The 26,340-nt window shown below is 51.9% G+C and carries 20 protein-coding genes and 1 pseudogene; 7 read left to right on the top strand and 14 right to left on the bottom strand.

Annotated features, from left to right (window positions below; all coding sequences use genetic code 11):
* Window positions 1-222: 222 nt before the first annotated feature.
* Window positions 223-1,395: a hypothetical protein gene (locus RTU33_RS00695; protein WP_312624619.1), complete on the top strand. Its 1,173-nt coding sequence runs from the start codon at window positions 223-225 to the stop codon at window positions 1,393-1,395.
* Window positions 1,382-1,726: a hypothetical protein gene (locus RTU33_RS00690; protein WP_312624618.1), complete on the top strand. Its 345-nt coding sequence runs from the start codon at window positions 1,382-1,384 to the stop codon at window positions 1,724-1,726. Before RTU33_RS00695 ends, RTU33_RS00690 begins: the two co-directional genes overlap by 14 nt.
* 400 nt (window positions 1,727-2,126) lie before the next feature.
* Here RTU33_RS00690 and RTU33_RS00685 read toward each other — a convergent pair whose 3' ends face one another.
* Window positions 2,127-2,609, bottom strand: coding sequence for a SymE family type I addiction module toxin (locus RTU33_RS00685; RefSeq protein ID WP_312624617.1), 483 nt, complete (start codon window positions 2,607-2,609; stop codon window positions 2,127-2,129).
* Window positions 2,610-3,231: 622 nt separating this feature from the next.
* On the opposite strand from RTU33_RS00685, the gene RTU33_RS00680 reads away from it, so the two are divergent.
* Complete coding sequence (locus RTU33_RS00680) at window positions 3,232-4,029, top strand: hypothetical protein (RefSeq protein WP_312624616.1); 798 nt, start codon at window positions 3,232-3,234, stop codon at window positions 4,027-4,029.
* A 329-nt stretch (window positions 4,030-4,358) separates the two neighbouring features.
* Here RTU33_RS00680 and RTU33_RS00675 read toward each other — a convergent pair whose 3' ends face one another.
* Together RTU33_RS00675 and RTU33_RS00670 are read right to left on the bottom strand one after the other, a co-directional pair.
* Window positions 4,359-5,780, bottom strand: coding sequence for an amino acid permease (locus tag RTU33_RS00675; protein WP_409438210.1), 1,422 nt, complete (start codon window positions 5,778-5,780; stop codon window positions 4,359-4,361).
* A gap of 383 nt (window positions 5,781-6,163) precedes the next feature.
* Complete coding sequence (locus RTU33_RS00670; RefSeq protein WP_312624615.1) at window positions 6,164-7,024, bottom strand: AraC family transcriptional regulator; 861 nt, start codon at window positions 7,022-7,024, stop codon at window positions 6,164-6,166.
* Between the two features lie 251 nt (window positions 7,025-7,275).
* Between RTU33_RS00670 and RTU33_RS00665 the strand changes: the two genes are divergently transcribed.
* Entirely contained in the window at window positions 7,276-8,031 is a 756-nt protein-coding gene (locus RTU33_RS00665) for an SDR family oxidoreductase (protein ID WP_312624614.1), read from the top strand.
* Between the two features lie 419 nt (window positions 8,032-8,450).
* On the opposite strand, the gene RTU33_RS00660 is transcribed toward RTU33_RS00665, so the two are convergent.
* The 7 genes and pseudogenes from RTU33_RS00660 to RTU33_RS00630 form a co-directional block, all read right to left on the bottom strand.
* Entirely contained in the window at window positions 8,451-8,951 is a 501-nt protein-coding gene (locus tag RTU33_RS00660; protein WP_312624612.1) for a DUF2778 domain-containing protein, read from the bottom strand.
* A pseudogene (locus tag RTU33_RS00655) lies at window positions 8,948-9,430 on the bottom strand (Hcp family type VI secretion system effector). The gene RTU33_RS00660 and the pseudogene RTU33_RS00655 overlap by 4 nt, the downstream one beginning before the upstream one ends.
* Before the next feature lie 904 nt (window positions 9,431-10,334).
* Complete coding sequence (locus RTU33_RS00650) at window positions 10,335-10,676, bottom strand: type II toxin-antitoxin system RelE/ParE family toxin (protein WP_312624611.1); 342 nt, start codon at window positions 10,674-10,676, stop codon at window positions 10,335-10,337.
* 28 nt (window positions 10,677-10,704) lie between these two features.
* A complete protein-coding gene (locus RTU33_RS00645; protein ID WP_312624610.1) occupies window positions 10,705-10,938 on the bottom strand; it encodes a type II toxin-antitoxin system Phd/YefM family antitoxin in 234 nt (77 codons plus the stop codon).
* Window positions 10,939-11,301: 363 nt separating this feature from the next.
* On the bottom strand, window positions 11,302-12,006 hold the full coding sequence (locus RTU33_RS00640) for a response regulator (protein ID WP_312624608.1): 705 nt from the start codon (window positions 12,004-12,006) through the stop codon (window positions 11,302-11,304).
* Complete coding sequence (locus RTU33_RS00635) at window positions 11,984-13,639, bottom strand: sensor histidine kinase (protein WP_312624606.1); 1,656 nt, start codon at window positions 13,637-13,639, stop codon at window positions 11,984-11,986. The genes RTU33_RS00640 and RTU33_RS00635 overlap by 23 nt, the downstream gene beginning before the upstream one ends.
* Before the next feature lie 159 nt (window positions 13,640-13,798).
* Window positions 13,799-14,197: a DUF1090 domain-containing protein gene (locus tag RTU33_RS00630; RefSeq protein WP_312624604.1), complete on the bottom strand. Its 399-nt coding sequence runs from the start codon at window positions 14,195-14,197 to the stop codon at window positions 13,799-13,801.
* 186 nt (window positions 14,198-14,383) lie between these two features.
* Between RTU33_RS00630 and RTU33_RS00625 the strand changes: the two genes are divergently transcribed.
* Window positions 14,384-15,505 carry a cupin domain-containing protein gene (locus RTU33_RS00625; RefSeq protein WP_312624603.1) on the top strand — a complete coding sequence of 374 codons (1,122 nt, stop codon included), beginning with the start codon at window positions 14,384-14,386 and terminating at the stop codon, window positions 15,503-15,505.
* 128 nt (window positions 15,506-15,633) lie between these two features.
* Here RTU33_RS00625 and RTU33_RS00620 read toward each other — a convergent pair whose 3' ends face one another.
* Together RTU33_RS00620 and RTU33_RS00615 are read right to left on the bottom strand one after the other, a co-directional pair.
* Window positions 15,634-17,028, bottom strand: a complete 1,395-nt coding sequence (locus tag RTU33_RS00620) for an MFS transporter (protein WP_312624602.1) — start codon at window positions 17,026-17,028, stop codon at window positions 15,634-15,636.
* Window positions 17,029-17,080: 52 nt separating this feature from the next.
* The gene (locus RTU33_RS00615) at window positions 17,081-18,172 is read right to left on the bottom strand and encodes a cellulase family glycosylhydrolase (RefSeq protein WP_312624601.1); all 1,092 of its coding nucleotides are present in this window, start codon (window positions 18,170-18,172) and stop codon (window positions 17,081-17,083) included.
* 201 nt (window positions 18,173-18,373) lie between these two features.
* Between RTU33_RS00615 and RTU33_RS00610 the strand changes: the two genes are divergently transcribed.
* Complete coding sequence (locus RTU33_RS00610) at window positions 18,374-19,381, top strand: LacI family DNA-binding transcriptional regulator (protein WP_312624600.1); 1,008 nt, start codon at window positions 18,374-18,376, stop codon at window positions 19,379-19,381.
* Window positions 19,382-19,473: 92 nt separating this feature from the next.
* On the opposite strand, the gene fumA is transcribed toward RTU33_RS00610, so the two are convergent.
* Window positions 19,474-21,123: a class I fumarate hydratase FumA gene (gene fumA / locus RTU33_RS00605; RefSeq protein ID WP_312624599.1), complete on the bottom strand. Its 1,650-nt coding sequence runs from the start codon at window positions 21,121-21,123 to the stop codon at window positions 19,474-19,476.
* A 179-nt stretch (window positions 21,124-21,302) separates the two neighbouring features.
* The gene (locus RTU33_RS00600) at window positions 21,303-22,814 is read right to left on the bottom strand and encodes an anion permease (RefSeq protein WP_312624598.1); all 1,512 of its coding nucleotides are present in this window, start codon (window positions 22,812-22,814) and stop codon (window positions 21,303-21,305) included.
* 640 nt (window positions 22,815-23,454) lie between these two features.
* Here RTU33_RS00600 and RTU33_RS00595 point away from each other — a divergent pair.
* Complete coding sequence (locus tag RTU33_RS00595; protein ID WP_312624596.1) at window positions 23,455-26,229, top strand: flavocytochrome c; 2,775 nt, start codon at window positions 23,455-23,457, stop codon at window positions 26,227-26,229.
* Window positions 26,230-26,340: the final 111 nt, after the last annotated feature.

Below are 26,340 nucleotides of genomic sequence, written 5' to 3'. Positions count from 1 at the left end.
GGGGTGAGAGATGCGTTAGTTTTACATCGTGTCACCTGTTGCTCGCTTTTTTTATTTTATTTGTTAACTTGCTAAGGCGAATAAGTAATGACTTTGGTATCACCGTTGTTAAGGTGAACTGTTCCTTCATTTACGTTAGTTGCATCACGTCTGGAGATTTCTGATATTTTATTTTCTAAGTATTATGTTACTATATGTGAAAGTCATAAATAGAAATTACTTATGGAACATTTATCAGAAGTAGGAAAAAGAGTTGAAAGATTACTTTACTCAAGTGTGATTATAATACTTGCTAGTTTCTTTTTTTATTTTTTATCTTCAGCAATTACGTCAGATAATAATGGTTTGAAAAAAGTAATGCTCGCCAACTTTGTTGATAGTATCAATAAAAATAGAGAGTATCTCGACATGGCGAAGATGCTTCAGGAAACATATAAACAGTATGCAGACGATAACAAAAAGAAAACAGAGGCGCAGAAAAAAGAAGAAGAGGACAAAAAACGACTTGAGATCAAAAACATTAATAAAACAAGAGCTAAACTCGGTTTGTCTGAGATTAACATTGATAAAAAGCTTGAAGAAAAACCAAGTTCCTATGATGGACTTGATATCAAAAATATAAACATTATTAGAAATAATTTAGGGCTTAAAAACTCTTCGACTATTGAAGGGGCAAGGGATGTATATAGTGAGTCTTACTATTCAATAATCTACAAAGATCTTTCTGGTGATAAAGGTTTTATGGATATATATCGAGGTAAAGTAGACTCACCAATTGACGAATTAATTAAAGATGCAAAGGATAGAATCAAAGATTTTGATAATGGTTCAGTTAAAGTCTTTGATGTAGATACTCCGATACAAATACCATTTTCTTTCGGAGATATGAAGTCCAAGGTTTCACTTTATAATATTGAAAATGTTGGGGTGATACTGATGCCAGTATTGCTGGTTATCTGGATTGGATCTATCTCGATGACCAGAACTAGAGAGATTTATTATATAAAGAAAGTGGGGAATATTGCGCAGTCATACCCTCACATCCTCAATATATATTATTTCATAGACAAAGATATGCTTGATACCCAGAAGGAAATAGATGATTTCAATCGCATGAGGATTGGGGATCCTGCAGTAATAAAAGCAAATAGATCAATTTCGATAGTATGTTTTTTGTTTAGGGGGTTAATGCTGGTGGCATTTTTGTTATTGATGACTGCTCCCTTTTATATAGGCGCACACAAAATCATGAGTAGTCTAAGTACGCTTAACTTATCAATATTATTTATGTGTCTGATTATTAATGTTATTCAATCCATATCGTTGATTATTTCAGAGTATTCTATTTGTGGCAAAATATTTTTGACTGAGGGTCGAGATAATGAATGTATATAAATTACTTTTGCTTTCACTTATTCTTGTCACGTTTAATGCCAACTCTTATACAGTTTTCAGTTCCTATGGTTCCTGTAAAATATGGAATGAATATTTCAAAAAAGAGAGTGATGATAAAGATGGTTTGTATCAATCAGGCTTACTGACATCTACTTTGATGGGGTGGCTTGCGGGATTTACCACAGCAGTTAACATGAGTACCGGGGAGGAGAATTTTCCAAATATAGATCTTTCAACAATGAAAGAATATATCCTCAATTATTGCAAGAAAAATCCAACGGGTGATGCGTATGATGCAGTTTTTGAAATAAGGAAGAAATTGAATAAATAAACTTATGATCCTTTTAGATGCAACGTAAAAAATATTAGCATTAAGCTAATCACATTTCTGAATAAGAGCGATTAGCTTAAAAAGCGAACCTTTAGGATTTGTGAGTCTATTGATTTATAGTGTTTTTTATAATTCTTAGTGAGGGATGTACCGAATTATAGATTGATTTACGCAAGCCTATTATTGCGCGTAAATAGTTATGTTATGCGAAATAACATGAAAGGTAAATTGGGAACAACATTGCCGGGGGGAATATTTAGAAAAAAATTAGTGAAATTTAACTGATTGGTTAATATATTTAATTTTAGAGAAAACTAACATCCTCTCGCTTAAAAATATTTACTTACCAAATCCCAAAACTCCCGGCCTATCAGCCGGGAGATTCTAACCACACAAACCCTCAGCTCCCCCCACGAATCAAACAATCATTGGGATTACGACGAATCACCGGGACATTACCGGTATCGTTCATCGGGTAGGGGAAGGTTCTGAGCCAGGTGGCGATCCTTTGTTTGTTCACATCGATAATACTCAGCCCCTCCAGGCAGCCCCACAGCTCGCGGGTGTTTTGCGGGGTGATGACGATACAGTCCGGCATCACGCGGATTTTGATTGGCATGCCGTCCAGAAATCCGGCTCTCGTCAGCCATTCTCCTGACAGGGGAATATACTGATGGCGGATCCGGGAATGCAGCTCGCAGCAGGCGGCGCTGGTTTCCGGGGTATTGGCTCTGGGGTGGATCGTTGCGGCGTCGGTGCTTTTTCCGTGCAGGCGACGGGCGTTCTTTTTGTGCGTCACCTCGGGAAAACGAGCATTCGTTTCTGAATCCTGAAGATCTGTTTGGGCCACGGTTGGATCTGGCATACACTTCTGCTCAGCCATAAATAACTCCTGTTCAGTTGTTTGTGGTTAGCGGCGTAGAGGTGTTCCACCACCTTTATGTCGCGTTTCTTAAACCCTTCTTTCTTTATTTCCTGTGAGTTCCTCTTGTCCGAACCTGACTTATTGCGCGCGTGGCTATTATACCTTGCTGGATATAAATACAGGCGGGGGGATTGCGGGCAAAGTTATTAAATGCGAGGGCGCTCCAGAGAAAAATGCAGGGGGAATGTAACTGTTGCAGGAATGGCTGAACGGTGGCCGTAAATACAATGCTTTGTGACGGGTGGCGCTGACGCTTACCCGACCTACGGGGAGCTATTTGTAGGCCCGTGCAAGCGCAGCGCCGCCGGGCGAGCAGGGCGCAGGCAACCTGATGTCCTTCCCCCAGCCTTATGGAGGGGGGGATTAAGTTAAGCGGGTTGGCAAGGAGTGTTCGTGTCTGGTTTTGGTGGGGATGTTTTGTACGTCCGCTCTGTGCCAAGAGCGAAAGTTGGAAGCATTCGTATGCTATAGGATATAGATGGTTATGCCACTGCTTATGTATGCCCTTTACTCTGAGAGTTAATTTACGCAAAATAGCTACCATTAGCTGCTAATTTACTCATTTCAGGGTCGGGTGAACATGTCTAACTGGAGAGATTCCAATTTTTTTATAGTAACGTCGTCTTGTGTGGCTGGTTTTTTGGCAGCCGCAACTATTACTTTTACATATGTTATCCCTCTGTATCAGAAACAAGATGAGAATACAATTAGTGAATTAAACGTAAAAATAAATGAGCAAGATAAACTTCAAAAGAAGGAGATTGATTCACTAAAAAATACAATTGATAAGCAACAAAAGAAATTTAGTGCCTTACAATTAAGTAATGAGAGTCTTGCTGCTGAAAATAATGATTATAAGAATCGGCTATTAACACTTTCAACATTATCCACGTTTCAGCATGGGCAGCCACTACCTATGGGCTTCTCAAGTATTTTGCCAGGGATGAGAATTAGTGATGTCATAAAGAAATATAATAAAGGCATACTAGATATTGACCCTCAAAGCAATGTTATTACCGTTAAAGTTAAAACTGGTGGCATTGAAGATATCATATACTCTACAGGATTAGATGACTTCCCTGAGATTATAACATCTATACTGGTAAGCAAATATAGCATAGAGAATTTATATAATGGTGAAGGTGTAGATGGGAATGAAAATAAACAGTCATTATTAAATTTGTTACAGGAGGTTTTAGGGCAAACAGAAGAATGTAGTGCTGGCGAGTATTTTTGGAAAATTGGTGATTATCGATATGTGTATTACAATGCTAAAATACCATATTTTTATCATATATTTTTTGGCGGCGTATATGCACCAGGCACATCATCAAAATGTTTGAAATTGATTAATTCACTATTTATCAAAGATAAATAAATTCCCCAGACTATTTCAACGTCCGCTTCTCGCTCATAGCGGACCTTGCCGTCTTAACACTCCTGCTTACGATAACTGCATCGTGGCTCAAACATAAATCTAAAGTAAACATCGCATAACCGGCAAACGTAACAGACACAAATGAATATCTATTACCTGAATGTATCGGCCTTCAGCAGCCAGAGAGGGAGATATTTGCCGATGAAAATGTTCAGCTTTTCAGCCTCTGTTCGCAGAACACATTCGATGTGGACCCTAAAACATCGACAAAACAACCCTCTCTGAAGCTGGCCGACTGGCCGTACGCCATCAGTTATTTATCCGCGCTGTTAGCCCTGCCGGCTTTGCGCACCGATATTAAATTTCTGCGCAATCATACCCATTACCACGATAACCGTCGCAAGCAGCAGGGTGTACACCACCTCGTTAAAATAGGTTCCTTCCCAGATCATGACGATGAACGCGGCGATGATCAAAACGATCACTGCGTAGGTCAGCCATGGAAACAGCCAGACCCGGAGCCGGATGTGCTTACCTTCTGCTTCAAGCTTGCGTCGCATGCGCAATTGGGAAAAGGCGATAACCAGGTACACCAGCAGAGCGATAGTCCCGGTGGCCTGCATCAGCACGTCATAGATATCCATCCACTGCAGGGCAGAAAGAACGACGGCCAGCAGAGCAAAAAAACTGGAGACCAGCACCCCGACCCACGGCGTGCCAGTGGTCCTGCCGGTAATTTGCATGACCCGGTGGGCATCACCCCGGCGGGCCATGGAGTGGAGCATCCGTGAAGTGGTGTACAACGCCGAGTTAAAGCAACTACAGACAGAAGTGAGAACGATGAAATTAACAACCAGTCCTGTGTAGGGGATCCCTAATGCGTCGAGGGCAACACGGTAAGAGCCCCAGGTGGAATCGCCCAGACGTGGATCATTCCACGGAACCAGGGCAACCACGATAAAGATGGATCCGATATAGAACAGGCAGACACGCCAGATGACGGACTTGGTGGTTTTGATGATTTCCTTGTCGGGGCTAGCTGACTCAGCTGCTGCAACGGTGACGATTTCTGCACCGAGGAAGGCGAACATCACCCCCAGCAGGGCAACCACCACCGACTTGCCGCCATTAGGGATAAACCCGCCGGTTGAGGTGAGGTGCGACCATCCAGAGGTATTACCCCACGGCCACAGGTGAACAATCGCAAGACATCCTAACGAAATAAAGAGGACGATCGCCACCACCTTGATCAACGCGAACCAGAACTCGAACTCACCGTAGCTACGCACATTCATAAAATTCACTACGATGAGTGAAAGTGTAACGATCAGAGCAAAACCCCATCCCGGCACCATCGGGAACCAGTTGTGCAGGATAGTGCCAGCAACATATGCCTCCCAGCCCATCAGCAGCGCCCAGAAATACCAGTAGAGCCAACCGATAGTAAAACCGGCCCAGCGACCAATCGCTCGATCCGCGTAGGTGGCAAAAGAGCCTGTATCAGGCTGGGCAACGGCCATTTCACCGAGCATCCTCATCACCAGTACCACCAGGATCCCGCCTCCCAGGTAGGCGAGAATAGCGGCCGGTCCGGCGAGTGCGATCGTTTTACCGGAACCGACAAACAGGGCGCCACCAATAACACCGGCAATCGACATCATGGTCAGATGGCGGGATTTAAGGCCGCCTTTTAACTCCCGGTTTGGCGCAGTCTGTTCTTGCCAGGTATTTAATTCGTCTACATTACTCAAAATGACAGGTTCCTTTGTGGGAAATCAGTACCGAGAATGAGAGGGATATCAGGTAGCTACGCCGAACCGTGCCTCATCAGTTATGCCGCGGATTGTTGTTAACATTTTTACAACAAGGCCTAGTTTTACTTCCCAGGAAACCCTGCAATCGAGTACCAATTTTGAATAAATGAAGGATCCAATTATGTTTTTTGGTGTTTGATCGCGTTCAGTGACTGACAGAAAGGTTTGTTTGATGAATCTTTGGAAATAGCCTGCTATTTCTGATGATGGCGGGGGCATATTCAGGTCAAGGTGACTTGATTTTATACATCAGGCGCTGAGCCATTTATCCCTGGCGTTGCGCCATTTACTTCATCAGCGATGAGCTCCCTGAAACGGTATTACTCACTTTTGCGAGCTTCACGGATGCTGCGAGCCGGTGGTTGACCGAACATACGCGAATATTCACGCGTGAATTGCGTCACGCTTTCGTAGCCTACGCCATGGGCAGCGGTGCTGATTGCAGCACCTTCCGCAAGCATACGTCTGCGGGCTTCTACCAGACGCAGCTGTTTTTGAAATTGCAGCGGTGTGAGCGTCGTGACGCTGCGAAAATGCGTGTGAAACACCGAAATGCTCATGCCCGCTGCATCGGCCAGCGTTTTGACTCGCAGCGGCCGGGCATATTGAGTCCGGATGATCCCGACAGCCCGGGCTATCCGGCGGGCATGGCTGTCCGTATTTCCCAGCGCGCGCACAGATTTGCCATATTGCCCCGACAGCAGCCAGTAATGCAGTTCGCGCACCAGCTGGCTGCCCAGCATCTTCAGCGCGTGCGGTCTGTCGAGCAATTTCAGCAGGCGCAACGCGGCTTCTGCAACATCTTCTTCGATCCGGCCAACCTTGACGGGCAAATCCGTAACGGTCTCCCGTTTTTCCATATCACCAACCAGTTCGCTAATCACAGCGGCGTCAAGCTCCACAACCAGTGAATAATATGGCGTGGTGGCGCTGGCGGTAATAACCTGGCTCACTGTCGGCACATCCATAGTAATCAGCAAAGACTCCCCGATGCCAAAATCAAACGTGTGACTGCCCATCGTCACTCGTTTGCGTCCTTGCAGCACAAGTGCGATCAGCGGCTTAGTGACAGCAAACTGCAACAAGGAAGGCGCGGTCTCGCTTAAGATGAATACCCCCGGAATGGGGGTCGTTGCCACACCTTCTTTGTTGAGGTGCGCGCGGGCATAGTTCCGCGCCACCGCCAGGAGCGCCGCAGTCGTCTTCGCACCTTCCGACTCATCAGCGTCTGAGGGGCATCCTTCTTCAGATAATCGGGGTATTGCCGTCATATTTTTAGGCTAAAAAATGTCATTTGAGTATGCACCAATCATAGTGCAGTTCTGGCTGATGAGACATTTCAAAATTATCAGGCAAGTTTTCGGTATTTTCGGGCAACCTGAAATGCGTTGTGATGGGTAGTATTTTATCTCCACTTATCAGGAGACATTTCATGACAACACTTTCTCTTGTGACCGGTGCCAGCCGCGGCCTTGGTCGAAATACTGCCCTGAGCATTGCCCGCCATGGCGGCGATGTAATCATCACCTATCGTAATGGTAAGGAAGCTGCGGAGGCTGCGGTAGCAGACATCCAGGCCCTTGGCCGTAAAGCCATTGCACTGCAACTGGACGTGAGCAACGTCTCCTCTTTTCCCGGTTTCGTGGCTGCCGTACGCGCTGCATTGCAGGACAACTGGGGGCGCGATACCTTCGACCATCTGATCAATAACGCCGGGCATGGTGAAATGGCCGACTTCGCAAACACCACAGAAGCGCAGTTTGACCTGCTCTTTGACGTCCACGTTAAGGGGGTATTTTTCCTGACTCAGTCGCTTTTGCCGATCCTGGCCGATGGCGGACGGATCGTTAATTTTTCATCGGGTTTGACCCGGGTATCGTTCCCCGGTTTTTCGGCCTACTCGGCTGCCAAAGGCGCGGTTGAAGTGCTCAGCGTTTATATGGCTAAAGAATTGGGCAGCCGCGGTATTACCGTCAACACCGTTGCGCCTGGCGCAATCGAAACGGACTTCCTGGGAGGCGCGGTACGCGACATTCCCGATTACAATAAAGCCTTTGCAGGTATGACTGCGCTTGGTCGCGTGGGAGTACCGGATGACATCGGTCCGATGATTGCCAGCCTGTTGGGGGAGGCAAACCGATGGGTTAACGGTCAGCGCATCGAAGTTTCGGGTGGGCAGTCGATTTAACCGCTCCGGGACAGCTCCCGCTTCGGCTGGACGCTGTCTTTTCCTGGTATCTGTCATAAGAGGTTTTACCCCACATTCCAAAACCTCCTGGCCCTGAAGCCGGGATAATCAGAGCCTTTGGGATGTTTTTAGGTACATAAAAACATCCCCGCACAGAGGACATTCTATGAGGGGATTTTATATTTATCGTTTCTTTATCATCGCCGCTAAATAGACCACTATTGAAACTATTAGTAGCGATGCTGTGCACAGGAAGAGAAAATAATACTTATCCCACGTATCACCGGGAATGACACTCGTATATCTTCTAATAAACCAATATAATTTAACCTCTGGCATTAAGACAAAAAGCGAAACAAAAACTGCCATATATAAAAAAGCTTCTCCAATCCATAATAGTACATATTGTATTGGTTTCATCAGTACACCTGTATTGTTCCAAAGGCAGTTAACGAGGCTGTTACTTGTTGTGTAGGTGTGTTGAGTAACGCATCACGTAACAACATAAAATCTGACAGACGAGGCAATGTAATACATCCTTCACTAACCCCCTTATAACCTGCTGGATGTAGTCGAAAGTACCCTCTCTCAACATCTCCGATAAACGTTAGATCATCTATCTGCGAATCCTGTCTGTACAGGGTAAACCATAGGGAACGATCGGAACCAGAAATAAATGATGCTACAGAATCTCTGATGCCGGTTATAATGCCGCCAGTACCACGCGTGACAATATAATAAAGATCTGGCGGTAATGGACCGATATCAGGTATAGCAATAGCAATAGCAATAGCATTAGCATTAGCATTAGCATTATTACGTGATATGCCTGTGCCAGAATAGGCAGGGAAAAAGCCTATCCGCGGGCAGCTGAGATTACTTAGTGCGCCACCGTTCAAGTGGAAGGTGCATCGAATCATCTTTCATTCCAGCTATCCGCGAAGATAATGTTACCGTCACAATGTTTCCATGTGATTTTCTCATAACGCAAAGATACGGCCTCCAGGTGATTATGCTTTTCAGTTGCCGGGTTTTTGCAATCATGCATCATGGGACAAATAGAGATTACTTTTACATTTTCCAGTAACATATTAAAGTACTCTTATTCTTGCCCTGAGTAATTAATCTTGTACCATTTGATTTCAACGCTTTTTAGCGTTTGTCCTTTTGCTACCGCTTTGTAGATGTAGGGGCTGGATGAATCAAATTCTTTTTGAAAAGTTAACGGTGCGTGTAAACGTGTCCCGGTGATCTTACCCGTTCCATTATCTGTAGGTAAATGCAGACCATGGCTAAAGCCAAGAACTTCAATACTCCCTTCCCGGTCGTGTACATCAACCGCTCCCTTAATATCAGCGCCGCCATCATCCTTTATCCATAAGTAAGCCGGAATTGCCATTCTTCTTTATCATTTTACGGTTGATAAAATGATAACCTCACACAAATAAAGAAGGTGTTCAATACAGGAAATTCTGAGAATGGCGCGTGTTCATTAATAACAAAAAATCGCATGGCAGTAGTTTTAAGGATTATATTAACTGGTTTGTTTTACATGTTTTAGTTATTTGATAGCGGGTGTATATGTCTACTTAGCCATAAAAACTCCTGTTAAATTCTTTGTGGTTAGTGGTGTAGCGATGTCCTACCTTCTTTTTACTGCGCTTCACAAATGCCTTTCTTTTTATTTGTTAGTATAAGTCTTATTTATTGTGTATGTGTTTATTATATTTTCTGGTTATAAATGCAGGCGATGTAATTGCTGGCAAAAATATTCAATGTGAGGGCTTTTCAGAGAAAAGTGCAGGGGAGTGTAATGATTGCAGGAATAGCTTAACGATGCCCGCAAATGAAATGCTCTGCCGGGTGGCGCTGCGCTTACCCGGCCTACGGGGCGCTATTTGTAGGCCCGGCAAGCATAAGCGCCGCCGGGCAATCAGGTCACAGTTTCGGTGTACCTGATGCTCTCCCCGGCCCTGTGGGAGAGGTTAAGCAATACGGTATTTACGCTTAACCGGTACTTTCATCAAGGTGAGTAAGTCGCCTGGCCATCCACACACGGGCTTGAAATTCGAGGTTGATGCCAAACTTAGTTTGCTTTGGCGTGATGAGAAATGGCGCTTTAATTATGAGCATTTTTAGATTACGAGACATAGCGTCCGATTCCGATCGCTATTGGTACAATGAAGTGGAGGACTTTTAACCGAAACCGGAAGCCTGTATCGGGGGAGGCTAATACTCGGCGGTAAAGTAAAACACCACTATCGCAGAAGATGGTGTTTTTGGAGGAATTTAACCGGTTTGTCTTAAGTCTGAATCAGGCGTTTAAACAAAAGCTGTTGTATGTCCTGCTTTTGAGCCAGGATAGCATGCGCAGTCACGCAGTTGCCTTCAACTGAATAAAGTACACGATATCCATCTGCGCTGTTGAACTCACGGTACCTGGCACATCCAATCTTTACCAGTTCGGGACAAATCTGGCATCCACTGGGAAACTGACCCACGGTGCTTTCGAACTGCTCAAGGATACCGGTAATGACCGGTCGAGGCTCAACGTCAGCACGGCGAAGAAAACTCACTATATGCTCGATGCAATGCTTTGCTGTGAGCGTGTACTCAAAAACTGGCGGACTTTGATCCTGATTCATTTACAAACCTTAATATCAGGCTGCGCCCTCACCAGTTGAATCCATCAAGCAACTGCTCTTTTGAATACGTTTTCCCTTCAGCCTTGTCCTTCTCTGAGAGAGTCAATAATTTCAAAAGTGCTATGGCGTTCTCTCGCTCCTGCTGCTGGTCATAAGACTCAATAACATAAGCCGGCACGCCATTCTGAGTGACCAGGATGGGTTCAGAAAGGTCGAGCGTAGCTGCGTTTTTTTTCACGAAGCTAATCGTTTCTACTTTCATCGTTGTCTTTATCAGTTATGGATTGAGGTTCAAATATAGACCATATTTGGTCCTTCGGCAAACGCTTCATTTTTGCGATATGCATATCCCTATATCCGAACCTGACTTATTGCGCGCGTGGCTATTATACCTTGCTGGATATAAATACAGGTGAGGTGATGACTGGCAAAGTTATTAAATGCGAGGGCGCTCCAGATAAAAATGCAGGGGAATTTAACGGTTGCAGGAATGGCTGAACGGTGGCCGTATATATAATGCTGACTGCCTGGACCATGCGGCCTGATGCCCTCTTCCCCGGCCCCTCTCCCACAGGGCGAGGGGAGCAAACATTAAAAAATCCTCTGAAGTGAGGATTTTTGCTATTTATTCCGCAGCATCAGGGCACTTCCGGTACAGCCTGCGAGGATGCCCGATATTGCCATACAGCATCTCGATGCTGATAAACCCGCTCTCCACGCAGTATTCCAGATAGCGACGGCTGGTGGTTTTGCTGATCCCGACGACGTCCACCACGTCATCCACGGACCAGTGCGTATCCGGATGATCGCTAAAGAAACGCTTAATTTTTTCCAGCGTATTGGGCTCGATCCCTTTTGTTGAAGGCGCTGAAGAGGATTCGCCCGCGGGCAGATTAAACATTCTGTCCAGCGCGTGCTGATCGACCACCTTCATCTGGCGTATCGCGTTCACCAGCAGCATAAAGCGCTCCAGCGACGCTTGTAAGCGCTGGAAGAAAACGGGTTTGATCAGATAATCAAACGCGCCGCTGCGCATGGCGCGGCTGCACGTCTCCATGTCGCTGGCGGCGGTGATAAATATCACCGAACATTCGTAGCTTTTCAGCAACGGGCTGTCGATAAGCTCCACGCCCTGGCCGTCCGGCAGGTAGTTATCCAGCAGCACCAGCCGCGGCCTGTGTTCGCTGATAAGCGCGTGGGCCTGTTCCAGCGAGGCCGCGATGCCCACCACCCGCAGGTGAAAATTCTGCTCAATGTATTCACGATGCAGCCCGGCAAGGTGCGGCTCATCTTCAACAATGACGACGTCAAGCGGTCTGGAATGCGTCATGAGTTAGCCCTGTCGTATTCGAAGCGTGGTAAGGGATAAACACTGAGAAAAGCGTGCCCTGTGGCGCGTTATCGCTGATTTCGATACTGCCGCCAGCCTGCTCAACGTAGCCTGCCACCAGGTAGAGGCCGATGCCGTGCTCTGCGCCCGCCAGGCTGTCACCGGCGGGTTTGCTGGTCACGCCCTGTTCAAAGAGGTGCGCTTTCATGGCGTCGTCCACGCCGCAGCCCCGATCGGCGACTTCAATCAGCAGCTCCTGATTACGATCTGAAATATAAAGCTCTACGGGGGCGCAGGGCGGCGGGGCGTTCAGCGTGGCGTCCACAGCGTTATCCACCAGGTTGCCGATAACGGACATCAGCGCCGTCTCGCTAATGCCAGGCGGCAGACGGGTCATCTGACAGGCCGGATCGAAGCGAAGCTCAATGCCTTTCTCGCGCGCGCTGACGTATTTCCCGAGCAGAAGGCCGCAGAGCGCCGGGGAGGTAAAGCGGGTCGAGACAAAATCCAGCGCCTGCTGCGCCCCTTCGGACTGCGCCTGAATATAGCGGATCGCCTCGTCGTAGTGCTGCATTTGCAACAGCCCGACCAGGGTTGCCGTCCAGTTCAGCTGTTCGTGGCGCATCATGCGCAGGTTATCCGCATAGCGTGTCACCTGGCTGAGCTGGCTGCTGAGGGTGTTAATGTCATTTTTATCGCGGAAGCTGAACACCCAGCCGTTTTCCCGCCCCGGCTCCAGCTCGATAGGCACGCGGTTGACGATCACCTGGCGCTGATTCAGCACGGCAATCTGGTCGTGGCGGTTGCCGTTTCCCGTTTGCTCAATAAAGCCGGGTGGCACATGCAGAACGTCCGCCAGCGGTTTACCGAGCAGCGTTTTTTCATCCTGCTGAATACTCAGCAGCTCCCTCGCGGCGCGGTTGATCAGGATAAGCTGCCGCTCCTCGTTGACGGCAAACACCCCCTCATACATCGCCTCCAGCAGCGCTTTTTGTTGCAGCACCAGCAGGGCGATATCTTTCGGCTCCAGGCGGAACATCTGCTTTTTCAGGTTGCGGCTGAACAGCCAGGAAAAGAGGAACAGCAACAGCAGCAGCGCGAGGCCGTAAAGCGCGGCCTGCCACAGCAGGTGAGCGTTAATATTGGCGATGTACGAGGTGAGATAGCCCACCGAAACAATGCCAATCACCTGATGCTGTGCGTTAAAAATCGGCGCCTTGCTGCGAAGCGACACGCCAATTCCCCCCTTACGCACGGAGATAATGGTTTTGCCCTGCAAGACTTCCGCGTTGTCACCGCCAATCATCGGCAGGTTCAGGCGCTCCGGCGATTCAGAGTGATAGAGATGCTGTTCGTGGGTATCGCCAATAACAATATAGCTGGCGTCGCTCTGTGCCCGCAGAGGCTGAATTAATTGTGCGATCCCGGCCAGATCGCGGTGCGCGACTTTGTCCGCCAGCCCCGGCATCAGCGCAATTTCGCTGGCCTGCACCCGCGCACGCTGGCCCAAATCGTGATGCAGCTGGCGGTCGATAAAATGAAAAAGAATCACGCCCAGCAGCGTGAGCAGCAGGCAGGAGAACAGCACCAGTGCAAGAAAGAGCTTCACCTGAAACGGGAATCTGCGTTTCATATAACCTGCGTAAAATTTCCGAAACGATGTCAGAGCCTGCCATCTGGCATCAGCGCCCGCAATCTTATGAAACCAGAGTTGTGAGAGGTAACACTTTCTATGAGGAGGGGGAGGGAAGGCGCACGGCTTATTGCTCAGCCGTGCGCAGGGGAAATCGGCTTACTTGTTTAATTCGGCTTTGGCTTCTGCCAGCTCTTCTTTCGCGTCCTCAAGCTTTTCCTGTTTCTTCTCGATTTTATCTGTCCGGCCCGTCGCTTTGGCTTCGTTCAGCTCCTGCTCGCGTTCGGCAACTTTTTGCTCTTTCTTGCGCACGTCGGCTTCGCGATCTGCGCGCAGGGAGGCATCGGTGCAGTGGGCGGATGTTTCCGCCAGCGCTTTCTCAAGGCCCGCAACGCGATAGCTGTTGTCATGCGCTTTGGCATAGTCGATCTGCTGCTGAATCTCTGCTTTTTTCGCTGCACAGCCCGTCAGGCCGGAATTTGCCAGCGCAGATGCAGCAGGAAGGGCAATCAGTGCCAGCGCCAGCGCCGTGTTTTTTGTCATCAGGTTAACATTCATGGTTTCTCTCTCCTTGTGAAGTTTATTAAGCGACATCTTACCTGCAAGATCTTAATGAATGCTTAAATCAACCTTAGAAAAAGCGGGGATGATTCATTTTTTAGCCAACCCTTGACCCTCAACAAGAAAGCCCGCGCGTATCTCTCGCATAATCACCGCCGTTTTTCCTCTTACTGGTGTGATGGAATGGTAAATCAACTGAATCTGAACTGGCCTGAGTTCTTAGAGAAATACTGGCAAAAGCAACCCGTCGTGTTGAAAAATGCCTTCCCGAACTTCGTTGACCCGATCACGCCGGACGAGCTGGCGGGGCTGGCGATGGAGCCGGAGGTGGACAGCCGCCTGGTGAGCCATAAGGACGGTCAATGGAGCGCGAGCCACGGCCCGTTCGAGCAGTTTGACGATCTCGGTGAAAGCGGCTGGTCGCTGCTGTGTCAGGCGGTGAACCACTGGCATATGCCTGCGGCGGAGCTGGTGCGTCCGTTCCGCGTGCTGCCGGAGTGGCGTCTGGACGATCTGATGATCTCCTACTCCGTGCCGGGCGGCGGCGTGGGTCCGCACATCGACAACTATGACGTCTTTATTATTCAGGGCATGGGCCGCCGCCGCTGGCGCGTGGGCGATGCCATTCCGATGCGTCAGTTCTGCCCGCATCCGGCGCTGCTGCACGTCGATCCGTTCGAGCCCATCATCGACGTGGAAATGTCGCCGGGCGATATCCTCTATATCCCGCCTGGATTCCCGCACGACGGCTTCACTTATGAAGATACGCTGAACTATTCCGTGGGCTTCCGTGGGCCGAACGGACGCGATCTGATCAGCAGCTTCGCCGACTACGCACTGGAAAACGATCTGGGCGGAGTGAACTACGGCGATCCCGATCTGACGGTTCGTGACCACGCAGGCCGCGTAGAAGCGCACGAGCTTGAGCGCCTGCGCACGATGATGGTTGAGATGATTAGCCAGCCGGAAGATTTCAGGCAGTGGTTTGGCCGCTTTGCCAGCACGCCGCGTCACGAGCTGGATATTGCCCCGGCAGAACCGCCGTACTCACCGGAAGAAGTGCTGGATGCGCTGCAGGGCGGTGAAACGCTGACGCGCCTGAGCGGTCTTCGCGTGCTGAATGTTGACGGTAAGTTCTTCGTTAACAGTGAAGGCTGGAACCCCGCGGATGCGCAGGCGGCAGATGCGTTAAGCCGTCTGACCGAACTCAGCCAGCACGACCTCGGCGACGCGCTGGAAAATCCGGCGTTTGTTGAAGAGCTCACGGCGTTTATCAATCAGGGTTACTGGTTCTTCGACGAGTAATTGTTGAGGGGCGTGCCGTCTGATGCCCTCTCCCCAACCCTCTCCCACGGGGAGAGGGAGTAAAACCAAAGCTCCGTACAGTTCCCTCTCCCTTCGGGAGAGGGTCAGGGAGAGGGGAAAATATACGATCAATTCGCTGAAACCGGCCTTCTCGTCAAATCCTCACCTTCTGCATCATCTGCCGTAGCATGACGTCTCTCCGCCAGCAGGCGGCAAATCTCCGCGTGCTTCTCTTCCGTAAAGGTAAAGCGTGACATAAAGCCCAGACGAATCAGCGAGCCAATCGCGGGCAGCAGGCAGATGCCGAAGAACAGCCCGTTCAGCACCGCGTCGCTCTGGCTTTGCGCCTGCGGTATGTAGCCAATCATCGTCAGGAACACGCCAATCAGCCCGCCGCCGACGGCCACCGACATCTTGCCGGTAAAGGTCTGCCCGGAAAACGTGATCGCTGCACAGCGCTTATGGGTGTGGTACTCGGCGTATTCGATGGTGTCAGCAATCATCGACGACGTCAGTATGTTGGTCATCATCACGAAGACGGTGCTCAGGCCCAGCAGCAGGAACAGCACCGCCGTGTGGTGATAGCCCGCAAACCACATCACCACCCGTACCGCGATATCCAGCCCACAGAGGATCATAAACAGCTTCCGCTTCTGCATTTTTCGCGTCAGCATCGGTGCCACCAGGCACACCACGGCCGCCACAATCCCCATCAGGCCAATCACCATTTGCAGGCTGGCGTCGCCCATGTTGTAGATGAAGAAGTAGATATAAATGCCGTTGGCAACGTTATGAAACACGCAGAAGAAGAACGACAGCAGGATAATAAACAGCGGCTTGTTCTGCTTCAGGTTGTGGAAGGTATCGCGAATGGTGACCTTTTCCGGGCTTGGCGGCACGCGCTCTTTAATTTGCAGGAAGCCGTTGAGCATCAGCGGCAGGCCGACCAGCATCATCACCAGCGCCGCCATAAAGTAGCCTTTGTCGTTGCTGTACTGTGAGAAGAAGGCCGCCAGCTTCGGGAAGAAGATATTGGCGCAGGCAATGCCCGCATTCACGCCGAGCATCGCCGCGGTGACCGCGCGGGTGCGCTGCCCGGAGTCGTTAGTCATCACCGACGACATCGACCAGAACGGAATATCGGAAATGGCATACAGGGTACCCCACAGAATGTAGGTCACGCCGGCGTAGAGAATTTTGGTGGTGGTGTCGGCCTCGATTTTATAGAACGACAGCAGCGTGACGCCGGTAATCAGCAGCGGCGCAATCAGCATAAAGTGGCGGAACTTACCGAAGCGGCTGTTGATGGTGTCCATGATGCTGGCGAACAGCGGATCGTGGACCGCATCCCAGGCGCGGGCAATCAGGAAAATGGTGCTGGCGGCAAGGGCGGAGATGCCCAGCACGTCGGTGTAAAAATAGTTGATGAACGAACCCACTAAACCAAAGCTAAAACACTGACCTAAACCATAGCCAAAATAGGACCACAACTCGCGAGACGGTATTTTCATTGTATTTGCCATAGTGCGTACCTTAAAGCCCGGCGGCGAACCGCCGGGGCGCTGACATCATTTTTTATGGACGGGCAGGGTGCAGGCCGATTTTGCTCAGCCTGCGGACCAGGCGCATTTCGGCCTGTGAGAACGGAATACCGTTCTCTTCAAACACGTCGTGGAACCACAGACGGCAGTAGTCCGGCGAGTTCGTCATCACCACCGGCCACGGCAGCCAGGTCTGCGTCTTACCGCGCACTAATCCCCACTGATACGGCGCAACGTTGGCGGCGTGCATCAGCGGTAATTGCTCTTCGATGGTGCTGCCGACGTGGCGGGCCAGCCATTCGGTGCAGAACATCGGGCGGTCGAGCTGTTCCAGTTGGTGGATGATGGCAACCATCCGCGCGGTGTTGGTGTAAGCGTGGAAGCTCACCACGTCCGACAGCTCAAGCGCAGTTTGATCCAGCGGATGCTGGTAGAACGTCTCGCCTTCTTCTTCTGCCGGCAAGCGCCACGCGCAGACGGTGAGCGGCTGCTCCGGATCCTCTTCGCGAACCCATTCGAAGGCTTTACGCATCAGCTCGTGGGCGTACGCCTCCAGCTTTTCGTCATACTGCACCTCAACGGTGCCGGTGGCGAAAATGCCGCGGTTGCCGGGTTCGTTGTAAAGATCCCACAGCAGCACGCGCTTATCGCTGCGGAATTCGCGCACGATGTCGCGCACGTAGCGCTCAATCTGCGGCCACTCATCGGGATCGCACACTTTAGCGCGCCCCGGGCTCGCCGCCGCCTGGCTGTTGTGTTTGCCCGGTACCGGCGCTTTTTGCGGGCCGAGGTAGGGCTCATCGCCGGAAAAGCCGCAGTCGTCCATCAGCGTCAGCATGGTGCGGAAACCGTGGCCGTCGGCAATCTGTAAAAAGTGGTGGATGCGTTCGATCAGGCCGTCGCGATCGTGCTCCCAGACGATAAACGGCAGATTGATGCGCAGGCTGTTGTAGCCCGCCTCTGCCGCCCAGCCCAGTTCGCGCGCAATGGTCGGCGCGTCGAAGGTCTCCTTCTGCCAGATATCCGTCCAGTTCACCGCCGTAGAAGGCAGATAGTTAAAGCCGCACAGCCAGCCCTGCTGCTGATACCACGCGTTTGCCTGCTGCTGCGTCCACTGCTGTTTCATGCTCACCTCAATAGCTGATAATATTTAGCTAATAATTATTAGTTGGGGGATAAATGAGCAAATGCGAATGCGCAGAAAAGCGAGAGGCGTCACAAAGTTCAGCCGTCCGGCGTAAAGAAACGTGACCGGAGGCGCATGGCGCTGCCGAAAAACGAAGAGGGCGGGTATGATGTTGATTCTGTTAGCCGCAGGGCAGGGAATATGAAGCGGAAAAATAAGGTCACGATGAACGACATTGCGCGCGCTGCCGGGGTTTCACAGGCTACGGTGTCGCTGGTCCTCAACCAGTCGCGCAATATTAAACTTAGCGACGAGACGCGTCAGCGGGTGATTGCCGTGGCGGGCGAACTCGGCTACGACCGCCTGCCCGCGATCCACTCACCGCACAATCAGGAAGAGATTGCGCTGCTGATTAGCTCTCTGCAAAGCTATGACCCGTTTCTTGACGCCATCAGCCAGGCACGCGAAGCCGCCTGGCGCAGCGAAGTGCTGCTGACGGTCTACGACTACGGCGACGACAGCGAACTGGCGCTGAACATCATTCGCCAGCTGGAAAAGCGCAACTGCGTGGGCATTATTCTGGCCTCGCCGGTGACCTGCGTGGCGGACATGAGCGCGTTTCAGGGCTGTACGACGCTGCCGCTGGTGCTGCTTAACCAGCGCGATCCCGACTCCCCGCTGCTGCCGTCGTTTGTGCCCGATGACTACGCCAACGCCTTCCAGCTGACGCGCCATCTGCTGAGCCAGGGCGTTACCCGCATCGCGCATATTACCGGTGAAAGCTGGATGGAGGCCTCCCGCCAGCGCCTGGCTGGCTATCAGGCGGCGCTGACCCAGGCGGGCATTGAGCCGAAAGCAGAATGGGTGCAGCAGACCAACTGGCAGTTCAACGAGTCGTATCAGGCGACGGTGGCGCTGCTGGCGCTGGACGAGCGCCCGGAGGCCATTTTCTGCGCCAGCGACTGGCTGGCTATCGGCTGCTATCAGGCTTTGTCGACGCACGGCGTGAACATCCCGCAGGATATGCTGGTGGCGGGCTATGACGATCAGAAAATTTCAGAACAGATGACGCCGCCGCTGACCAGTATCCAGCTGCCCTACGGCGAGCTGGGCCGCCTGGCGGCAGAATATCTCTGCAACGCCGAAGACGCGGCTTCGCATTTAACCCTGGCTGGGCGTCTTAAAATAAGGCACTCAAGCGGGCGTTGAAATGCCCGGTGACGGCTTTGCCTGACCGGGCCTGCAGAATGCGGAATTTGTAGGCCCGGCAAGCTTGCGCCGCCGGGCAATAAGGGGGAGAGTTACTTCTGGCTACAGCCCGCGCACTGCTTGTTCTGGATCTGCTGGAAGAAGTCGTTGCCTTTGTCATCCACGAGGATAAACGCCGGGAAGTTTTCGACTTCAATTTTCCAGATGGCTTCCATACCCAGCTCCGGATACGCCACGCACTCAAGGCTCTTAATGCTCTGCTGCGCGAGAACCGCTGCCGGGCCGCCGATACTGCCGAGGTAGAAGCCGCCGTGTTTGCTACACGCATCAGTTACCTGCTGGCTGCGGTTGCCTTTGGCGAGCATCACCATGCTGGCACCGTGGGACTGCAACAGATCTACGTATGAATCCATGCGGCCTGCGGTGGTCGGGCCGAGAGAGCCTGACGCATAGCCTTCCGGGGTTTTTGCCGGGCCCGCGTAGTAGATTGGGTGATCTTTCACGTACTGCGGCAGCTCTTCACCGTTATCCAGCAGCTCTTTGAGCTTCGCATGAGCCATATCACGCGCCACGATAATGGTGCCGTTCAGCGACAGGCGGGTGGAAACAGGATGGGCGGAGAGCTGTTTGCGGATCTCGCTCATCGGCTGGTTCAGGTCGATCTTCACTACGCTGCCTTCGCCCTGCTGGCGCAGCGCTTGCGGAATGTACTGGCCCGGATTGGCTTCCAGTTTTTCAATCCAGATCCCGTCACGGTTTATCTTCGCCTTGATATTGCGGTCCGCCGAGCAGGAGACGCCCATGCCAATCGGGCAGGACGCGCCGTGGCGCGGCAGACGGATCACGCGAATGTCGTGAGCGAAGTATTTGCCGCCGAACTGTGCGCCGAGGCCGAGGTTCTGCGCTTCCTGCATCAGCTCCTGCTCAAGCTGCACGTCGCGGAAGGCCTGACCGTGTTCGTTGCCTTCGGTTGGCAGGCCGTCGTAATAGCGGGTAGACGCGAGCTTCACGGTTTTCAGCGTGGCTTCTGCGGAAGTACCGCCAATCACGAAGGCGATATGGTACGGCGGGCAGGCTGCGGTACCGAGCGTACGCATCTTCTCAACCAGCCAGTTTTTCAGTTTGGCTGGCGTAATCAGCGCTTTGGTTTCCTGATACAGGTAAGTTTTGTTGGCGGAGCCGCCGCCTTTTGCCATGCACAGAAACTTGTATTCATCGCCGTCGACGCTGTAGAGATCGATCTGCGCGGGCAGGTTGGTGCCGGTGTTGACCTCTTTATACATATCCAGCGGGGCGTTCTGGGAGTAACGCAGGTTGTCTTCGGTGTAGGTGTTGTACACGCCACGCGCCAGCGCGGCTTCGTCACCGCCGCCGGTCCAGACGTTCTGGCCTTTTTTACCCATGATGATGGCGGTACCGGTGTCCTGGCAGGTCGGCAGTACGCCTTTAGCGGCGATCTCCGAGTTGCGCAGGAACTGCAACGCCACGTATTTGTCGTTGTCGCTGGCTTCCGGGTCGGTCAGGATTGCCGCAACCTGCTTCTGGTGAGAAATGCGCAGCATGAAGGATGCATCGTGAAATGCCTGCTGCGCCAGCAGGGTCAGCGCTTCAGGCGCGACTTTCAGCACCTCCTGACCGTCAAATTCAGCCACGGAAACGTGCTCGCGGCTCAGCAGATAGTAATCGGTTTCGTCTTTGGCGAGCGGGAAAGGGGTCTGATACACAAACGGTTTATTCGACATACTCAACTCCATAATAAACTTTGCCCGTGACCTGGTTGCGTCAGGGGGAGTTTGAAATGATTGATTCCGGAATCGTTATTTTTGCCTGATGGCGCTTTGCTTATCAGGCCTACAACCTCAAAGAATGATGCGTTTGTAGGCCCGGTAAGCCTGCGCCACCGGGCATTTGTGACGTTGTCTTAGAACATCATCGACATCCACGGATAGCCAATCAGCAGCAGGGCGGCGAGGAAGATGGCCCCGAAGATGGTACCCAGACGCCAGTAGTCTTTGGTTGGCAGATAGCCACTGCCGTAGTAGATAGGGCTTGGGCCGGTGCCGTACGGGGTGATGATCCCCATCACGCCGAGCGAGGTCACCATCAGCAGACAGAACACTTCCATATTCATGCCCGGAATGGTGGAGGCAATGGTCAGCATGGCTGGCAGCAGCGCGGTGGTGTGCGCGGTGGTGCTGGCAAACAGGTAGTGCAGCAGGTAGAACGCCAGCAGCAGCACGATGGTTGCGGTGCCCGGAGAGATGCCGCCCATCAGCGCGCCACCTTCTTTACCCAGCCACGCAATGAAGCCGGTGGAGGAGAGGCCATCAGCCAGTGCGACCAGCGTTGCGAACCACACGAAGGTGTTCCACGCCGCTTTGTTGTTGGTGATATCGTTCCAGTTCAGTACGCCGGTCCACAGCATCAGCACGATAACCAGCAGGGCGGCCATCGCCGGTTCAATAAAGTCGGCGGCGAAGATCCACATCATCAGCGCACAGCAGACGAACACCAGCAGCAGGATTTCGTTGCGCGACAGCTTGCCGAGTTTTTCCAGCTCACGGGCAGCCCACAGCGGCACTTCGTTGTTCACTTTCACTTCCGGCGGGTAGAACCAGTAGGCCAGCAGCGGCATCACCAGAATCAGGATCACGCCGAGCGGCAGGAAGGCGAGGAACCACATGCCCCAGGAGATATTCAGGCCGACGATGCTTTTCACCAGCGCCAGCGCCAGCAGGTTCGGCGCCAGGGCGGACAGGAACATCGAGCTGGTGATACAGGCCGCGGTGATCGCCACCCACATCAGGTAAGAACCGATTTTACGCGCGCTTGGGTCGTTCGGTTTTGAGCCGTACAGCGGTGGCAGGTTAGCGATAATCGGGTAGATGGTCCCGCCGCTACGCGCGGTATTGGACGGCGTAAACGGAGCCAGCAGCAGGTCAGCGAAGGTGATGGCATAACCGAGCGTCAGGCTGCGACGACCGAGGTATTTCACCAGAATCAGCGCCAGACGGCGACCAAACTGGGTTTTGTCATAGCCTGCGGCAAACATAAAGGCACCGAAGATCAGCCACACGGTGGAGTTACCGAAGCCGCTCACCGCCCATTTAAAGGAGGCAGATGCCAGCTTGAACTTCGGCTCCAGCATCTGCTCCGGGCTGAACAACAGCCACTGGCTGCACAGGGCGATGACCACCACGCCGGTCAGGCCAATCACGGCACCCGGCAGCGGTTCGAAGATAAGACCGACAATCACGCCCACGAAGATAGCGAAATAGTGCCATGCGTACGGCGGCAGGCCTTCCGGGACCGGCACGAACAGCAGCAGCACTGCGACGATAATCGGCAGCGCCATCATCAGCAGGCGGTTTTTATTTCCGGCTTTTGCACCAGCGGCAGGCGCTGGTGCGGGGGTTGCAGTTTTGTCTTTCATAGTGAGACTCGACAAGTAGTTAAGAATTCGGTTTGCCGTTCTGAATCACCCGATCGTTTTTTTTAGTTTCTAAACTTACTTTAATTATATATAACGATCGTGAGGCTATTCAGATATAGCGATTTAACGCATTAAACGGTGCGCTAAATTAGATATTTTGGTTATTTATATATTGCGCTTTCAGTACGCGTTGCAATTGATCCAGATCAAAAAAATGAAATAACTGGACGCTTTATTTTGTTTTTATATAACCACTCAGGGGTGTGTGGTTATTTAAGAAAATAATGGATAAATGTTAATTTATAAAAGCAGTGATGATGACGTTTAAGTTTGATTGTTGTGTGTTATATATTGATATTTAGGTGTTTTTTATGTCGTCGGTCATGCCGTTTTATTGTTAATGATGGTTGTGTAATTGTTACTTTCTCTGGCGGTGATGTAAATATCATATTTTTATTTGCTAATACTGTAGTGGTATTGATGTTATGGCAGGTATTAAATAGTTTTATAACTAACGTAATACCTTTAGAAACTAAATAAAGTATTATATTAGAGGCATGAAATCGGACCACTTAATAAAACGAATAAAGCGCCCGTCACCGAATTCTTAAATTTCAATTTTAAAATCTGGAGTTCCATTATGACCAGTAATGAACGCATTCTGAGCCCCTTCACTCTGCCAAACGGCACCGAGCTGAAAAACCGTTTGTTAATGGCGCCGATGACCACCTGCACAGGCTATTTTGACGGCACCGTGACCAGCGAGCTGGTGGAATACTACCGCGTGCGTGCGGGCAGCATCGGCACCATCATCGTTGAGTGCTGCTTCATCGACGATCTCGGTCTCGCTTTCCCGGGCGCTATCGGCATCGATAATGATGAGAAGGTAGCAGGCCTCGCCAAAATCGCCACAGCCATCAAAGCCGAAGGCTCAAAGGCTATTTTGCAGATTTACCACGGCGGTCGCATGGTCGACCCGAAACTGATCGGCGGTCGTACGCCGGTAGGCCCAAGCGCCGTCGCTGCTCCGCGTGAAGGTGCTGCAACGCCCGTTGCGCTGACCACGGAAGAAGTGGCGGGCATGGTCACCAAATTCGGTGAAGGCGTGCGCCGTGCCATTCAGGCCGGTTTCGACGGTGTGGAGATCCACGGTGCGAACACTTACCTGATTCAACAGTTCTTCTCGCCGAACTCCAACCAGCGTACCGACGAATGGGGCGGCAGCCGCGACAACCGCGCAAAATTCCCGCTGGCGGTGCTCGACATCACGCATAAAATGGTGCGCCAGTACGCCGACGACAGTTTCATCATCGGCTACCGCTTCTCGCCGGAAGAGATGGAAGTCCCGGGCATCCGCTTTGACGACACGATGTTCCTGCTGGAAAAACTGGCGGCGCGCGGTCTGGACTATCTTCACTTCTCGCTCGGCGCAAGCCTGCGTTCGTCCATTGTCGATACTCAGGATCCAACGCCGCTGATTGAAAAATTCTGTGCGCAGCGTTCTGAAGTGCTGGCGCAGGTTCCTGTGATGGGCGTCGGCGGCGTAGTGAACGCGAAAGATGCCGAAGAAGGGATCGATCACGGCTACGACCTGATTGCCGTTGGCCGCGCAACCATCGCTTATCCTGACTGGGCGGAGCGTATCGCCAATGGCGAAGAGCTGGAGCTGTTCATCGACAGCACCCGGCGTGAAGCGCTGAACATCCCGGAACCGCTGTGGCGCTTCTCGCTGGTGGAAGCGATGATCCGCGACATGAGCATGGGCGAAGCCAAATTCAAAGCGGGCGTGTTCGTTGAGAACGTGCAGGACGATACCCACGAGCTGGTGATCAACGTCAGCCTCGAAACCGACCGCATTGCCGATATCGAACTGGTGTCCGGCCCGTCGCAGGTCGAATTCGTGACCAGCTTTGAAGAGATCAAATCCCGCATCCTGGACGCCAACACTCCGCACGTTGATGCCATCTCCGGTGCGACCAGCCAGAGCGAAGCGGTGAAAAAAGCCGTTTCCAAAGCGATGGTGAAATCCACTAAAGCGCGCGTGGCGGAAGAGGGCGGCGATGAGCTGGCGCCGAAAAACTACGACGTTGTGGTTGTCGGCAGCGGCGGTGCAGGCCTGGCGGCGGCGATTCAGGCGCACGACGAAGGAGCAAGCGTGCTGATCGTTGAAAAAATGCCAACCATCGGCGGCAACACCATCAAGGCTTCTGCGGGTATGAACGCCGCGGAAACCCGCTTCCAGCGCGTGAAAGGCATTCAGGACAGCAAAGAGCTGTTCTATGCTGAAACCCTGAAGGGCGGCGGCAATAAAAACAATCCGGAGCTGCTGCATCGCTTCGTAGAAAACGCGCCGGAAGCCATCGAATGGCTGGCTCGTCGCGGCATCATGCTGAACGATATCACCACCACCGGTGGGATGAGCATTGACCGTACTCACCGCCCGCGTGATGGATCGGCGGTCGGCGGCTACCTGATCAGCGGCCTGGTGCGCAACGTCACTAAACGCGGTATCGACGTAATGCTCGACACCTCCGTGGACGACATTCTGTTTACCGACGGTGAAGTGAGCGGCGTGCGTCTGCTGACCGAAGAGAAAGAAACCGTGCTGGTGCAGGCGAAAAGCGTCGTTGTGGCAACCGGCGGCTTCAGCGCTAACAGCGCGATGGTGGTGAAATACCGTCCTGACCTCGAAGGCTTCGTGACTACCAACCACAAAGGTGCGACCGGCGGCGGTATCGCATTGCTGGAACGTATCGGTGCGGGCACCGTGGACATGGGCGAAATCCAGATCCACCCGACCGTTGAGCAGAAAACCTCATACCTGATTTCTGAATCCATCCGCGGCGGCGGGGCGATTCTGGTGAGCCAGCAGGGCGAGCGTTTCTATAACGAAATGTCCACCCGCGATAAAGTCTCTGCGGCAATCATTGCCTTGCCGGAACACTTCGCTTACATCGTCTTCGATGAGCACGTGAGAGCGAAAAACAAAGCGGCGGATGAGTACATCGCAAAAGGTCTGGTGGTCAGCGCCAGCTCACCGCGCGAGCTGGCGGCGAAGCTGGGCATGGACGAGCACGCTTTCCTTGCTACGCTTGAACGCTACAATGGCTTCGTGGAGAAACAGCACGATGACGATTTTGGCCGCACCACCGCGCTGCGTGCGCCAATCAACGAAGGGCCGTTCCACGCTATCCAGATTGCGCCAGGCGTGCACCACACCATGGGCGGCGTGACCATCAACACCGATACCGAGGTGCTGAACGCTGAGTATCAGGTTATCCCTGGCGCCTATGCGGCGGGCGAAGTGGTCGGTGGTATCCACGGCGGCAACCGCATCGGCGGGAACGCAGTAGCGGATATCATTATCTTCGGTACGCTGGCGGGCCATCAGGCTGCGGTGAGAGCGCAGCGGTAAAAGCGGCGCTGGCGGTGAGATTTCCCCCTCACCCCGGCCCTCTCCCTCAAGGGAGAGGGAGAAAACCAGACTGGCGCTGTTATTAATTGCGTGCACAATCAGTCCCCTCTC

The sequence above is a fragment of the Scandinavium sp. genome (assembly GCF_032012665.1).
In the GTDB taxonomy this organism is placed as follows: domain Bacteria; phylum Pseudomonadota; class Gammaproteobacteria; order Enterobacterales; family Enterobacteriaceae; genus Scandinavium.
Note: the sequence above shows the minus strand (reverse complement) of the source record. Positions and strands in the feature narration are given on the sequence as shown.